At 61.4% G+C, this 12,629-nt stretch carries 15 protein-coding genes; 7 read left to right on the top strand and 8 right to left on the bottom strand.

From position 1 onward, the window contains the following. Positions 1–36 precede the first annotated feature (36 nt). Together ACUIAD_RS04805 and ACUIAD_RS04800 are read left to right on the top strand one after the other, a co-directional pair. Complete coding sequence (locus tag ACUIAD_RS04805; RefSeq protein WP_445342939.1) at positions 37–360, top strand: hypothetical protein; 324 nt, start codon at positions 37–39, stop codon at positions 358–360. 248 nt (positions 361–608) lie between these two features. Next, positions 609–737, top strand: coding sequence for a hypothetical protein (locus ACUIAD_RS04800; protein ID WP_258333120.1), 129 nt, complete (start codon positions 609–611; stop codon positions 735–737). Between the two features lie 163 nt (positions 738–900). Here ACUIAD_RS04800 and ACUIAD_RS04795 read toward each other — a convergent pair whose 3' ends face one another. Together ACUIAD_RS04795 and ACUIAD_RS04790 are read right to left on the bottom strand one after the other, a co-directional pair. Then, positions 901–2,289, bottom strand: a complete 1,389-nt coding sequence (locus tag ACUIAD_RS04795) for an MFS transporter (RefSeq protein ID WP_445342938.1) — start codon at positions 2,287–2,289, stop codon at positions 901–903. 51 nt (positions 2,290–2,340) lie between these two features. Continuing rightward, positions 2,341–3,297 (bottom strand): nucleoside hydrolase, encoded by a 957-nt coding sequence (locus ACUIAD_RS04790; protein ID WP_445342937.1) that lies wholly within the window; start codon positions 3,295–3,297, stop codon positions 2,341–2,343. Between the two features lie 307 nt (positions 3,298–3,604). On the opposite strand from ACUIAD_RS04790, the gene ACUIAD_RS04785 reads away from it, so the two are divergent. Beyond that, positions 3,605–4,975, top strand: a complete 1,371-nt coding sequence (locus tag ACUIAD_RS04785) for a sugar porter family MFS transporter (protein ID WP_445342936.1) — start codon at positions 3,605–3,607, stop codon at positions 4,973–4,975. A gap of 49 nt (positions 4,976–5,024) precedes the next feature. On the opposite strand, the gene ACUIAD_RS04780 is transcribed toward ACUIAD_RS04785, so the two are convergent. Both ACUIAD_RS04780 and ACUIAD_RS04775 read right to left on the bottom strand, forming a co-directional pair. Continuing rightward, the gene (locus ACUIAD_RS04780; protein WP_110451808.1) at positions 5,025–5,228 is read right to left on the bottom strand and encodes a hypothetical protein; all 204 of its coding nucleotides are present in this window, start codon (positions 5,226–5,228) and stop codon (positions 5,025–5,027) included. 113 nt (positions 5,229–5,341) lie between these two features. Continuing rightward, complete coding sequence (locus tag ACUIAD_RS04775) at positions 5,342–6,367, bottom strand: alpha/beta hydrolase (protein WP_445342935.1); 1,026 nt, start codon at positions 6,365–6,367, stop codon at positions 5,342–5,344. Positions 6,368–6,560: 193 nt separating this feature from the next. Between ACUIAD_RS04775 and ACUIAD_RS04770 the strand changes: the two genes are divergently transcribed. Further along, positions 6,561–7,268: a DUF4391 domain-containing protein gene (locus ACUIAD_RS04770; protein WP_445342934.1), complete on the top strand. Its 708-nt coding sequence runs from the start codon at positions 6,561–6,563 to the stop codon at positions 7,266–7,268. A 12-nt stretch (positions 7,269–7,280) separates the two neighbouring features. Here the strand turns inward: ACUIAD_RS04770 and ACUIAD_RS04765 are convergent, their stop codons facing one another. Further along, the gene (locus ACUIAD_RS04765; protein WP_445342933.1) at positions 7,281–7,907 is read right to left on the bottom strand and encodes a helix-turn-helix domain-containing protein; all 627 of its coding nucleotides are present in this window, start codon (positions 7,905–7,907) and stop codon (positions 7,281–7,283) included. A gap of 61 nt (positions 7,908–7,968) precedes the next feature. Beyond that, entirely contained in the window at positions 7,969–8,133 is a 165-nt protein-coding gene (locus tag ACUIAD_RS04760) for a sugar diacid recognition domain-containing protein (protein ID WP_445342932.1), read from the bottom strand. Between the two features lie 154 nt (positions 8,134–8,287). On the opposite strand from ACUIAD_RS04760, the gene ACUIAD_RS04755 reads away from it, so the two are divergent. Together ACUIAD_RS04755 and ACUIAD_RS04750 are read left to right on the top strand one after the other, a co-directional pair. After that, a complete protein-coding gene (locus ACUIAD_RS04755; protein WP_445342931.1) occupies positions 8,288–8,500 on the top strand; it encodes a hypothetical protein in 213 nt (70 codons plus the stop codon). Positions 8,501–8,688: 188 nt separating this feature from the next. Further along, positions 8,689–9,819, top strand: a complete 1,131-nt coding sequence (locus ACUIAD_RS04750; RefSeq protein ID WP_445342930.1) for a glycerate kinase — start codon at positions 8,689–8,691, stop codon at positions 9,817–9,819. A 123-nt stretch (positions 9,820–9,942) separates the two neighbouring features. Here ACUIAD_RS04750 and ACUIAD_RS04745 read toward each other — a convergent pair whose 3' ends face one another. Further along, positions 9,943–11,061, bottom strand: coding sequence for a zinc-binding dehydrogenase (locus tag ACUIAD_RS04745; RefSeq protein WP_110451802.1), 1,119 nt, complete (start codon positions 11,059–11,061; stop codon positions 9,943–9,945). A 224-nt stretch (positions 11,062–11,285) separates the two neighbouring features. Here ACUIAD_RS04745 and ACUIAD_RS04740 point away from each other — a divergent pair, with 224 nt between their 5' ends. Beyond that, a complete protein-coding gene (locus ACUIAD_RS04740) occupies positions 11,286–12,017 on the top strand; it encodes an SOS response-associated peptidase (RefSeq protein ID WP_445342929.1) in 732 nt (243 codons plus the stop codon). On the opposite strand, the gene ACUIAD_RS04735 is transcribed toward ACUIAD_RS04740, so the two are convergent. Next, complete coding sequence (locus ACUIAD_RS04735) at positions 11,966–12,619, bottom strand: peptide deformylase (protein ID WP_110451801.1); 654 nt, start codon at positions 12,617–12,619, stop codon at positions 11,966–11,968. The two genes, ACUIAD_RS04740 and ACUIAD_RS04735, sit on opposite strands and share 52 nt — an antisense overlap. Positions 12,620–12,629: the final 10 nt, after the last annotated feature.

The raw sequence follows: 12,629 nt of genomic DNA, 5'->3' as shown, positions 1-12,629 counted from the left end.
ACAGCGTAGAAGGCAGCAGCGCCGACCCACAAACCGTTGCCGAAGGCACCCAAGCCAGCCGCAGGAGACACCAAGATCACTCCGGCCACGCCCACCACACCGGAGATATGCTTCAACAACATTCTCCCGGCAGAAGAAGATGGGTCCCAAGTCATAGCCTCGGACGGCACCTGGAAGGCGACCACGCCAGCACACATGCCCGGCACGGCAATTGTGACCATCGACTGGACGCTGAACGGGGCAGTCCAGACCCCCGACACCAGCAGCACGTACCGGTATCCCTCCATCAGCCCGGCTGCACTTGGCTGGCGGAAACGGCCTGCCACCCCTGTATCAGCAGGGCTGCTCGCCTTCGCATGAGCCGCAGCAGACAGACGCCACCGGCTGGAGACCCTCAGCCAACGCAAATACAGACTTCCCTCGTGTAAGCAGGTCCGGACAATCACTATCCCCGACACAAAAGCCCGGACCACCAGGGTGGCCCCAACTCCCCCACCCAATGGGGCCACCCATATACTTCAACAGCATAAGCTGTGCAGCCCTACAACAGACCAGCAGAGACACCAAGAAACGCTCCACCCATACGGTCAAATGCAACCAGATCACCGATGGAGACGAACAATGATTTCCGCTTGGGCGTGGGCAGTGACGGGGACCGACTACGCCAGGGAAACAACGGCTCAGACCGGGCACGGATCAATCCCGCCCTGCCCATAGTCAGCACAGCATGCACATAGGCAAGCGTCACTTAAGGGGTTCAATTCCGCGAGGAAGCCGACACCCTCCCGCGCCCTCATCACACATATCAATAGACCACCCGACTGCGGCAGAGAGAGGAACTCCCTTTATCGCAAAGCGGATGGTCCATGGCTCTATATCAGAAATATACCTGCGGCTGACCTACTGCTGGTCGGCAGTCTTGGCATATATGGTCTTCTTGCAGACCAAATACACAACCAGGCCCAGCAGGGACACGGCAGCTCCGATCAGGAGCAGGTTGCTGTAGTTGGCGGCCGGACCGGTGGCGCCCATGATGCCGAAGCCCTCCATACTGGGCTTGCCCATCAGACCGCCGATGACGGCAATGCCGATGGAGCCGGTCACGTTCATGACCAGATCGTTCATGCCCACGCCGCGGCCCGACTGCTCCTGGGGCAGCGTGTCAAGCACGGTGGAGACGATGGGCGAATACAGGAGGCCGACCCCGGCATAATAGACGCAGGCAGTCAGCGTCAGGGCCAGCAGACCGGAATTGACCGCCAGAGCGGATCCTGCGAAGCCCAGAATCATCAGACTGGCTGCAATGATGATGGCCGACTTGCGGCCGATCCTGTCCACAATGGCGCCCGAAGTAGTGCCCAGCACGGCGGCCACCAGGAAGGCCCAGACCACATGCAGGGAGACCGTAGACGTCGACACCTTGTAGACGTCACGCCCGATGGCATTGAAGATGGGCGACATGCAGTAGTTCATGAAGTAGAAGATCAGGATCAGCCCGATGCCCATCAGCCAGCGCTTGTTGCGGAAGAAGTCCAGAGTGATGAAGGGGCTCCGGGCCCGGCTGATGTATAGGGCGAAAATCAGGTAGCAGACAGCCGAGGCCGCCAGCAGCCACCAGGCCGTGTAAGAGAAGAAGAGGGTCAGCAGGGCCGTGGCCAGTCCGAAGATGACGAAGCCCAGCCAGTCCACCTTCTCGCCGTTGCCGCCGCCCGTGGGCAGACTCTTGAGCAGGATGGGCAGGAAGAGGATGGTGACTGCAGGAATCAGGAAGAGGTACTGCCAGGCTATGGAGCTGAGCAGACCGGCGGCGAAGATGCCGATGGCTGCAGACACCTGGTAGCCTGCCGTGAAGATGCCGAAGAAGATCACCTTCAGGGAGGGCTTGAGATACTTGGTCGCCACGACCAGGTAGGCCGAGCCAGCCACTTGCTCGCCGGCGGTCTGCAGCAGCCGGGCCGCGATCACATTCCAGATGTTGGGTGCCATGACCGTATTGGCCACGTATCCATACACGGACCCGATGAACAGTATGCACAAGCCAAAGGTGACCAGCTTGCGCAGAGATACGAAGTCGCCCAAGGATCCGTAGATGAAGCAGACGATGCCCAGGACGATGCTGGGCAGGGCCGTGATCAGCGAGGCTTGATCGGGAGCGCCAGCATCCTTGCCGACCTGCTGAAAGACCAGGTTGAAGCCCTGCAGGCACAGGGTGCCCAGGACGAAGGTGATCAGCAGCAGGATCAGCGATCGTACGGCTGTCGAATCCTCGGTAGATTGCTTTTCGGACATGATGTCTTCAATTCTCTTTCTTTTGCGTGAACTTGCCGGGGATGGAGGACCTCAGTCAGCCTGGGAGGCCAGCCTGGTGATGCGGGTCATGAACTCATCCAGGAAGCGGGGTACGTCCACCCCGACGGCCACGCGCATGGTCTTATTCGGGTCGTTGAGCCGCTGCTCGTCCCCGATGGTGCGCCCGCGAGTGGCGCCTTCGGTCTCCACCTTCATGTTCATGGGCAGGGTGGTGACCAGAGTCGGGTCCACGGCCACGCCCACAGCCAGCGGATCGTGCAGGCCGCAACCGCCCAGGTGGGGCGAGGTGGTCTCGTAGGCCTTGATGTAGAAGTCGGTCATGTCCGCCAGGAAGGCGCCTGCCGCAGTGCCCAGCTGTCGCCAGCGGGCCGTTTCCTTATAGGTCAGCAGAGTCTGCAGGGTCACGTCCAGGCCGACCATGGTCACAGGCGCGCCGGAGCGGAAGAGCACATCGGCCGCATCCGGGTCCTGGGAGATGTTGGCCTCTTGCCAGGCGTCCACATTGCCCGGCACGGTCAGGGCCCCGCCCATGAGGACGATGGAGCCGATGCGCTGAGCGATATCAGGATCCTTGGCCAAGGCGGCGGCGATGTTGGTCATGGGGCCGGTGGGCACGTAGACCAGATCCTTGCCATAGGTATTGACCGCATCGATGATGAAATCTACGGCCGACTGCGTCTGCGCCTTACGGTCCGAGTCGGGGATGGCCACATCGCCGATGCCATTCTCTCCATGGATGAAGGCGGAGACGGGAAGCACCTCGAAGGAGTCGGCCTTAGAGGCGTGGGGCAGGCCCGGATAGACCTTGACCTCGGGGTGGCCCAGCAGGTCGGTGATGGCCAGATCGTTGCGGATGCCCTGCTCCAGAAGCACATTGCCATAGGTGCCCGTTATGCCGATCAAGTCAACTTCAGAGCTGCCCAGGGCATAGGAAATAGCCAGAGTGTCGTCGACACCAGTGTCCAGATCGAGAATCAGCTTGCGCATACAATGTTTCCTTTCATCGCCATGGCTGTATGGAACCATGGCCGTAAGCACCCACGATGTCCTTGTTGTGGATACTTGTTCATCATATGCGAAATCAAGCTGTTTCGCTGCCCATGACAGGCGCAAGTCGTGGACAGCATCATCAAGTATTCGCGTCGCCGGCGACCTGGATCCGGATAGCGGATTCGATAGGTGGTTTTCCGGCTGATTGCCTTGTCCACCATGGCGAGCTGAACCGACGGACCACTCCCCCAGGCGCTTATGATGACACTGATTCTGCCCGTATGAACTGGCGAAGGGGGACCTCATGACTGCGATTCAAGGAAAGCGGCGCAATCTGCAGCTGATGACCGCTCTGGGCGTGCTGGCTGGCGGCCTCTACGGCTATACCCTGACCGTCATCTCAGGCGCGCTGGTCGGCATGAATCTGGGCTCAGGAGCAGGTGGGCACCTGACGGCTGGCGAGCAGGGACTGGTCACCTCCGCCCTGCTGATAGGCGCCGCGTTGGGATCCTACCTGGCAGGCAGGCTCAACGACCGCTTCGGCCCCAAGCGCATCATCCTGGCCGGTGCCCTGCTGGCCATCCCCGGAGCCCTGCTGAGCGCGCTGGCCCCCAGCCTGACCCTGCTTGAACTGGGAAGATTGATCATCGGGTCCGGCATCGGCATGACCTCGACCATCGTGCCCATCTACCTGGCTGATATGGTCGGCACTGCGGAACGCGGAAGGGTGGTTTCGGTCAACTCGGTCATGATCGTGGTCTGGCAGCTGCTGGCGGTCAGCGTCAACGCCATCCTGGACCGGATGGGTGCCGACTGGCGTACCATGCTCTGGGCCCTAGTGCCGCCTGCCGTCCTGCTGGCACTGCTGGCCTGCTTCCTGCATGACAGCCCGGCCCATCTGATCCGCCAGGGCGAACCAGTCCAGGCGGCGACTTTCCTCGAGTCCACACGCGACGAGGCAGAGGCCCGGGTGACCATGCGGGAGCTGTCGCAGCCGACGAGCGCGAAGACCGCCAGCTTCAAGACTCCCTGGCTGCGGCGCGTGCTGATCGTCGGCATCGGCGTGGCCATGATCAACCAGCTGACCGGGCTGAACATCGTCAACTACTACGCGCCGACGATCTTCACTGACACCCTGGGCTTCGACCCCTCCCTGTCCATGGTGGCAACCGTGCCTGTCATCCTGGTCTCGGCCATAGCGGCCACCATTGGAGGCCTGGGACTGATCGACCGCTTCGACCGCCGCGTCATTCTGACTGCAGGACTTGCAGGCACTATCGTCTTCCTCGCCGCTATCGGGGTCTGCTATCACTTCGTCGATGCCCCCGGCAACGCGTCACGCACGGCTGCTTGGATCATGATCGGCATGATGATGATCTATGTGATCTTCGTCCAGGGCCTGGTGGCCCCGGTCACCTGGCTGCTCCTATCCGAGATATTCCCTCAGCAGGTCAAGAGCCGGGGCATGGGCTACGCCAACGTGGCCATGAACCTGACCAACTTCGGACTCTCCCTGGTCTTCCCTACTTTGCTGGCCCGGCTGGGCGGCACCGGCACCTACCTGCTCTTCGCGCTGATCAATGTGTGCGCCCTGGTTTTCGCATGGATCATGGTGCCCGAGACCAGGGGCAAGAGCCTGGCCCAGATTGAGCAGGAGGCTCGAGCCCGGGCATAAAAAAGGGCAGAACCGGATATCGGTCCGCCCCTCGAAGAGATCTGACGATTCAGATGCCGAAGACCTGCTTGGCCAGCTTGGCGATGGTGTCACCGCCCAGCTGTGCGACATCGTTCTTGCACTGGTTGATCCTGCCGAAGAGCCGATCCGCGTCGTCGTAGGACAGGGGCTTGCCGATCTGCTTGGACAGATCTACCAGCTGGTCGATGGTCTCCAGGTTGCTCAGCTTCTCTACCAAGGTCTTCTCGTCCATGAATCACTCCTCTGTAAACGGCGGTGCAGACACCGGGGGCCTAGCGCCTTCGATGCCCACCTTGCTCTTTCCATCATAGCCAGCGACCGGATGAACCGGGCATGCGGACAGGTTCAAATCAGGTCGTAGGAGAAATCGTGGATCTGATCAAGGGTACGTATGCTCTCCTCCAGCCAGGTCATAGCCACCGGATAGACGTGCCCCAGGGCCTGCAAGCGGTTGGGCCTCAGGTCGTGCAGCTCAAAGTCACGACCCCTCCTGCACAGAATTTCAGCTAGCTTGAGAGCCTCGCCCTGCAGAAAGTCGTCAGCGCTGGTGTTCAGAAAGACCGGCGGCAGGCGGACCATATCAACCATGGTCGTTAAGTCGGCCAGGCGATCGCCCCCAGCCCGAACAAAGCTTCCGAAGAAGGATGGAGCGATCATGGTCAGGGCATCGGTGGGCGATCCTGTGGGATGAAAACCAGCCGGATCCACCGATACATAAGGAGTCAGATCGAAAAGACCAGAGACGAAGGCAGCGCCCCGAAGCCGCAGCCCGGCGGGCTTCAGCCCCAGCGTTCGCGCAAATTGGGCATCGGACTCAACTGCCAGCGCATAGAGGGCCAGGGTGCCTCCGGCCGAGTCTCCCGTCACAAAGATCCGATCAGACGAGACCGGATACTCATTCAGGTGATTCTTAATCCAGGTCAGGGCCATCAGCACATCATCCAGCTGGCCCATAAAGTCCGTTCTCGGGACCAGCCGGTAGTTGACCGAAAAGACCGCAAAGCCTCGCTGGGCCAGGTGGGTGCAGAAGTTACGGTTAAGCTCCTTATAGCCGTACATGAACCCGCCGCCGTGGATGTCGATGTATACCGGGGTCACCCTGCCGTTGCGCAGAAGAGCATCATGAGGCAGGTAAAGATCCAGCTTGTGGGCCCGCAGATCGTCGTCCACATAAGCGATATCGTTGAGGCAGTCCACTCCCTCGGGCACCTGCCAGTGACGTGAGCGGGGCGCATCCATGCGTCCAAAAGCCAGCCGGGAGCCCAGAATGGCCCGAACCGTATCGGGACTGCAGCCATCCAGATCCCCGTCGATCTCGGTCCAGCCCTCTAGGAGCTTGCGTTCCTCGTCGGTTACAGTAATCCCTGACATCCGTGAATCTTCGCTCATCATTCAGTCTCATCACTCCAACCCGCAGATCTTGCGCATGCCAATAGTTCGTTCAGGTCCCTGCGTGCGCTCTCTTGGATGTACAGCCAATATACATTGCCGGCAAACGGACACTCGCGACCCGAAACTTGCTCATGCCGGTAAAATAACGGAAACAGCGACAGAAAGGCCAAGGATGTCAATCGCAACCTACGAAGGCGTGTCCGCCCTCTCCCTGGGCCTGCCGCCCACCACCGCCGTTCCAGCAGCCAAGGGCGATTTGCCCTTGCGCGCTTTCACCACGCGACCGCCCGTCTCCTCACGGCTGCGTCAGCACTTCTCCACCAACGTCGACAAAATCGTCATGCTGGCTCTGCTGCGGCCCGGGACCATCCCTGTGACGGATGGCGCGCACTGCCATGAGGTGCTGGTCATGGCGGTCGGTTTGAAGACCCCCGATGTACCGGAGGATGTGCTGGAGCATATCGCCGCCATGCGTTCCTCAGGCATGGTTTTCATCGCCATCCACCGAGATGAAGCAGGTCCCGTCTGCACGCCGGCCGTCCGTCGAGCCCTGCCTGCCAAAGCCGGTCATGAGACCAGGCATACGCTCCACGTGGGCAGACCCCGCCCTGCAGATCAGACCAATCTGACCCTGGTCGGCAAGGATATGGACCAGGTCTGGGACAGCCTGTGCGCACAGGTGACCCTGGACCAGACTGACGGCAGGGATCTGGACAACCGACTCGCCGTCCGCGAGCGCATCGACCTGCTCAAGGCCCAGGAGACCAAGCTGACAGGGGACCATGGCCGGGCCAGAACCACCCAGGACCGCAACACGGCCTTCGCCAAGCTCCAGAAGGTCCGAGCCGAACTGAAGCAGCTCTCCGCCGATGACCATTGAATCTACCCGGGCTTAGTCTGGACTAGTTCGTCCTTTCAGGCTGGTCAGCGGTCTCAGAATGGTCGCCGACTCCGCGCTTTCGTCGGGAATATCCTTGTAGGCCAGGTATTTGCGATGATCAAAAGCTGCAGCCAGGATAGGACAATCGCTCAGGTGGCGGGGATCGTAGCCTGTCTCTCTCGCCAGAGCACCCAGCCGGCTCTGCATGGTGTTCTTATGGATGAAAAGCTCCTGGACGGCGTGCGTGATGCTGCCGTTGTGCCGAGTGCAGGCGCTGAGGACCTTGTCGAACCGATCAATGCGATCCGGCGCCAGGCCTGCAAAGGCCTGCTCCACAAAGGCCTGGCACTGCTCAGCGGGCATTGATGTGATCAGCAGCTCCGTGCCCATCTGCGGCGCATAGATGCGAAAGTCCTCGGAACTTACAGCGAAGAGAGCAACCCCGAAGGACAGGCACGTCTTGCAGAGTTTTTCGTAGAGCCTGTCCCCGTTGAGCCTTTCCAACCGGACTTCTGGAGCACTGCCGGCCAGAGCCAGCCGTGGACCCGACAGATCCAGATCAAGGGCCAGGGCCAAGGCGTTCATTAATTCGTTGTCGTTGTACTCAAGGGTCAGCAGGTTGATCAGATTGCTGGTCATGATCCGCTGATTGAATCAGGCGATCCGCGCTATGGAAGCTGCCTATGCGCGGAAGCATCAGTCACGAAGCATCAGTGCTGGCCGCCATGGTTCCCGCAGTGTCAAAGAAATTGCTGTTGTATTCGATTACATCCTTGAGGGTATCGACGATTGTCTGCGCTGTCGGAGGGTCTATGGTCATGGCCCGCTTTCTCATGAATATGGTGCATGAACCATTTTCGCCCACGCTATCCTTTGCTTTTCGAGTGTGGGTGCTCTGGCAAAAAGAGCTCGGCGGAGCCACACTGATAGTGAGAAAAGGCAGAGGATCATTGCCGGTCAGTCATCTGCAGCGATGCCTACCCTGGTCCCCGGCACAGGAACAGATCAAAGGAACTGACATGGACATCACCCTGTCATGGTGGGCTGCCCTGCTGGGCCTGCCCCTGGCTATCATCCTCATTCTCAGGAAGCGCAACACCACCTATGCGCGCATGTCTGGAGCCATCGTGGGCTGCCTGGTCGGAGGCCCCTCCCCTGAGGCAGACTGTCAACATCGTTGTAGCCGGCTCTCAGAGCGTCACAAGCACGGTTATTCGGGTCCTGGCAGCTAGCGTGTGCTGGCGGGCATCTTGATGGAGTACGGAGCCGCCAACCGGATAGCTCGAGCCATTGTGGACGGCGTAGGCGAGCAGATGAAGGCGGTTCCTTTTTTGAGTTCCTGGTGGGCCTGACCACGACCCTGGTGGCCATGCTGGTCTATCCGGTCCTCTGAATCGACGAGTCAGAAAAGGTCACAATCATGAAAATCATCATCGCACCCGACTCCTTCAAAGGCAGCCTGACCGCCAAGGAGGCTGCGAACGCCATTGAACGCGGATTGCGACGCAGCACGCTCAAAGCCGAGATGGCCCTGGTGCCTATGGCCGACGGCGGCGAGGGCACGGCTCAGTCCCTGATCGATGCCACCGGAGGCCATATGATCCAGGCCCAGGTCACCGGACCTCTAGGCCAGAGCGTCACCGCCAGCTACGGCATTCTCGGCGACGGACGGACAGCCGTCATCGAGATGGCTGCGGCCAGCGGCATCCAGTTCGTCAACGAGCAGACACGCGACCCGCTGGTCACCACCACCTACGGCACAGGCGAGCTGATCAGCAAGGCCCTGGACCAGGGCGCGCAGGAGATCATCGTCGGTCTCGGGGGCTCGGCCACCAACGACGGCGGTGCCGGCATGGCCCAGGCCCTGGGGGCCCGGCTGCTGGACGCTGAGGGACGTGAGCTGAGTCAGGGAGGGGCTGCACTGGCTCGACTGGACCGAATCGACGTCTCCAGGCTGGATTCAAGACTGGCAAGCACCCGGATTCGCCTGGCCTCGGACGTAACCAATCCCCTGACTGGCCCCGAAGGAGCCTCGGCCGTCTTCGGGCCGCAAAAGGGTGCGGACCCATCCATGGCGGCCACCTTGGATACGGCCCTGGCCCACTATGCAGCCGTCATTCGCCAAGATCTGCACCGTGAGGTGGAGACCAGACCGGGCGCAGGAGCAGCCGGAGGTCTGGGCGCAGGCTTCCTGGCCTTCACTCCGGCCGTCATGGCCTCGGGCGTCGATATTGTCATAGAGACCACCCACCTTAAGGAGCTGGCCCGCGGCGCCGACCTGTGCTTCACCGGCGAAGGCAACATCGACTTCCAGACCGGTTTCGGCAAGACCCCCATGGGCACAGCCCGGGCCGTCAAGGAGTCCTCCCCCGGCTGCAAGGTCATCGCCCTGGCAGGTACCGTGGGCGCAGGGGCCGAAGAGCTCTACAAGGTGGGCATCGACGCCATCTTCAGCATCAGCCCCGGGGCTGTCAGCCTTGACGAGGCCATGGCCAAGGCCGCTGACAATCTCGCCGCAGCAGCTGAGAACATCGGCAGGCTCCTATCCTGATCCGGCTCCGGGATTGCTGAAACGACAAAGGGGCTCCGAATGCCTTGCGCATCCGGAGCCCCTGGCAATCAGAACCTCTGTTCGACATGACCTCCAGCCGTCATGCCGAACAGCTGGAGAGGATCAGTCGAATTCGGTGATGACGGAACGAATGACTTCGCCGTTGACCAGCTGCTTGTAGGCCTCGTCGATCTGGCTGAGCTTGATGTGCTGGCTGACGATGTCATGCATGTTCAGTCGTCCATCCACTGCAAAGTCGGCATACATGGGGATGTCGTGCTTGATGTTGGTGGAACCCATCCAAACGCCCTTGAAGCCGCGCTGGTGGACCAGCAGGTCGGCCGGGTTGATCTCCAGCGAGACCGTGGCATCAGGCTTGGTCAGGCCGATCGGGTAGGCGGTGCCGCCCACGCCCAGCATGTCCCAGGCCTGCTTCATGGTGACGGGCAGACCGATGGCCTCGAAGGCCTGGTCCACGCCGCCGTCAGTCAGCTCGCGCACCTTGGCCACAGGGTCCTCGTTCTTGGAGTTGACGACATCCGTGGCGCCGAACTTGCGGGCGAACTCCAGCTTGTTGTCCAGCAGGTCAATGGCGATGATCCGCTTGGCGCCGCAGATTCGGGCTCCCGAGATGATGTTCAGGCCGATGCCGCCGGTGCCGATGACGGCCACGGTGTCGCCGGGACGCACATGGGCGGTGTTGATGGCCGCGCCGGCTCCGGTGATGGTGGCGCAACCGATGCAGGCGGCCTCATCCCACTTGACCTGATTGTTGACTACGGCCAGTTGGTTCTCGTGAATCAAAGCCTTCTCGGCGAAGCCGCCGGTGCCGAAGGCCTGCGTGATGGGCCGACCGTCGGGGAAGGACAGGCGGGGCTTCTCGCCCGCTCCGCGCACGCACTCCTGCTGCTGGGTGCAGGACTGGGGCTGACCCTTGAGACAGTTGGCGCAGTGTCCGCAGACCTGCTCCAAGGAGGCCACCACGTGGTCGCCCACCTTGATGCCGGACACCTCGGGGCCCACGGCCTCGACGATGCCCGCGATCTCATGGCCGATCACAGCCGGGAAGGGGAAGAACTTGTCGTCATCCTCTACCAGATGCAGATCCGAATGGCACAGACCCGAGGCCTGCACATCCACCAGGACCTCTGCGCCAATAGGGTCGTCAATGATGATCTCTTCGGGCTGGGCAAACCCCTTGCCGATGCCGTAGGCAATCGACGCCTTGATCTTCTGAGGCATAAGCCATCTCCTAATCACAATGCCGCCACCGGCCTCGTGCCAGGCAGGGCAAAAAACAATGTTGGACACTCCGCCGCGGCCACGGTGACCCTCAATGTATGACCGCTGCCGCAGACCGCTTTCATGCTATCAGGAAAGAGAGGTCAATCAGCATTTAGACTGGCCCGAAAAAGGCCTACGGCGTTTCCTCGACGGAGGCTCCAGGCATCCATAGAATGGGCTTCATGTGCGGACGATTCGCGGCTGACCTGGACTACGCCAACCTGGCCCAAGGCTATGGCGCCCGGCAGGCTCCAGGACTGCCCAAGCCTTCCTGGAACATCAGTCCCGGGTCGATCATTGCCTTGGTGGCCCAGGACCGACACGGGCAACGGCACCTGCATCCGGCGCGCTGGAACCTGGTCCCTTCCTGGGCCGAAAGCGATCACATGGCCTACCCCACCCACAACGCCCGAGTGGAAAGCGCCCTGACCAAGCGGACCTACGCGGACTCGGCCCGGAGTCGGAGGGCTATCATTCCGGCCAGCGGCTACTACGAATGGACACCTGACCACCAGCCCTATTACTTCCAGGCTCCCGACGGACACACCCTGAACATCGCCGGTCTCTACTCCTGGTGGCGAGCTCAGCCAGGCCAACCCTGGCTGCTGACGGCCACCATCCTGACGACTCAAGCCACGGCAGAGGCTGCCCAAGTGCACGATCGGATGCCCCTGCTGATCCCTGATGAGAATCTGGACTCCTGGCTGGACCCAGGCGTGGATGGCAATATGATCCTGCCCAAGGCTGTGGAGCCTGGCCGTCATGCCTCTGAAGAACTGATCATGCACCCAGTGGCCCCCTTGAAGGGGGACGGACCGGAGCTGACTGAAGATATGGCCCTGGACCAGAGAACCAAAGGGGCTCAGAGGGCGAAGCCCAGCTCCCGTGCCGCCTCGGCGGGAACCGGGTCATAGGCCCAGTACTCGCTCAGATTGTCATCGGAGGACAGGCTGCGAATCTCGGCCTTATCGATGTAGACCTCGCCCGATAGATGGTCGGTCTCATGCTGGAAGATGCGGGCCGGCCAGCCGTGCATGCGCTGGCGATGCTTGCGCCCGAAACGGTCCTCCCAGCTGGCCGTGATGTCCAGCCAGCGCCGCCGAACCGCCTGGAATCCCTCCAGCGACAGGCATCCCTCATAGAAGGCCGCCGTCTCCTGCCCCATAGGTTCATAGGAGGGGTTAATGATGACTCTGAAGGGCAGTTCGTCGATCTGACGCGGATCATCCTCATCGTCGCGGACATGATCCTCTATGACGGCGATTGCCAGGCCCAGGCCAACCTGAGGCGCCGCCAGCCCCACGCCCGGCGCCTCAAGCATGGTGGCCCGCATGGCCTTGAGCAGCCTGCTCAGAGTCTTGACTGCCAGCTGACCCTTGTAGGGCTGGGCCTGCTGGCGAAGTACGGGCTCGCCCATCTGCACGATAGGCAGGAGCTCCTCTTCGCCAGCCTCGGCCAGCATGGACTCCACTCGGTGGTTGAGATCGGCATCGAAGGCCGCTTTTCTGCCGAACATGGATGATTCC

The sequence above is a fragment of the Bifidobacterium sp. ESL0819 genome, assembly GCF_052606245.1.
Note: the sequence above shows the minus strand (reverse complement) of the source record. Positions and strands in the feature narration are given on the sequence as shown.

What these genes read in the sequence shown, in the direction of transcription:
- ACUIAD_RS04795 (WP_445342938.1), bottom strand. Translation starts at nt 2,289, where the DNA reads ATGTCCGAAAAGCAATCTACCGAGGATTCGACAGCCGTACGATCGCTG.
- ACUIAD_RS04755 (WP_445342931.1), top strand. Translation starts at nt 8,288, where the DNA reads ATGGACATCACCCTGTCATGGTGGGCTGCCCTGCTGGGCCTGCCCCTG.
- ACUIAD_RS04775 (WP_445342935.1), bottom strand. Translation starts at nt 6,367, where the DNA reads ATGTCAGGGATTACTGTAACCGACGAGGAACGCAAGCTCCTAGAGGGC.
- ACUIAD_RS04780 (WP_110451808.1), bottom strand. Translation starts at nt 5,228, where the DNA reads ATGGACGAGAAGACCTTGGTAGAGAAGCTGAGCAACCTGGAGACCATC.
- ACUIAD_RS04790 (WP_445342937.1), bottom strand. Translation starts at nt 3,297, where the DNA reads ATGCGCAAGCTGATTCTCGATCTGGACACTGGTGTCGACGACACTCTG.
- ACUIAD_RS04740 (WP_445342929.1), top strand. Translation starts at nt 11,286, where the DNA reads ATGTGCGGACGATTCGCGGCTGACCTGGACTACGCCAACCTGGCCCAA.
- ACUIAD_RS04745 (WP_110451802.1), bottom strand. Translation starts at nt 11,061, where the DNA reads ATGCCTCAGAAGATCAAGGCGTCGATTGCCTACGGCATCGGCAAGGGG.
- ACUIAD_RS04735 (WP_110451801.1), bottom strand. Translation starts at nt 12,619, where the DNA reads ATGTTCGGCAGAAAAGCGGCCTTCGATGCCGATCTCAACCACCGAGTG.
- ACUIAD_RS04770 (WP_445342934.1), top strand. Translation starts at nt 6,561, where the DNA reads ATGTCAATCGCAACCTACGAAGGCGTGTCCGCCCTCTCCCTGGGCCTG.
- ACUIAD_RS04750 (WP_445342930.1), top strand. Translation starts at nt 8,689, where the DNA reads ATGAAAATCATCATCGCACCCGACTCCTTCAAAGGCAGCCTGACCGCC.
- ACUIAD_RS04765 (WP_445342933.1), bottom strand. Translation starts at nt 7,907, where the DNA reads ATGACCAGCAATCTGATCAACCTGCTGACCCTTGAGTACAACGACAAC.
- ACUIAD_RS04785 (WP_445342936.1), top strand. Translation starts at nt 3,605, where the DNA reads ATGACTGCGATTCAAGGAAAGCGGCGCAATCTGCAGCTGATGACCGCT.
- ACUIAD_RS04800 (WP_258333120.1), top strand. Translation starts at nt 609, where the DNA reads ATGGAGACGAACAATGATTTCCGCTTGGGCGTGGGCAGTGACGGGGAC.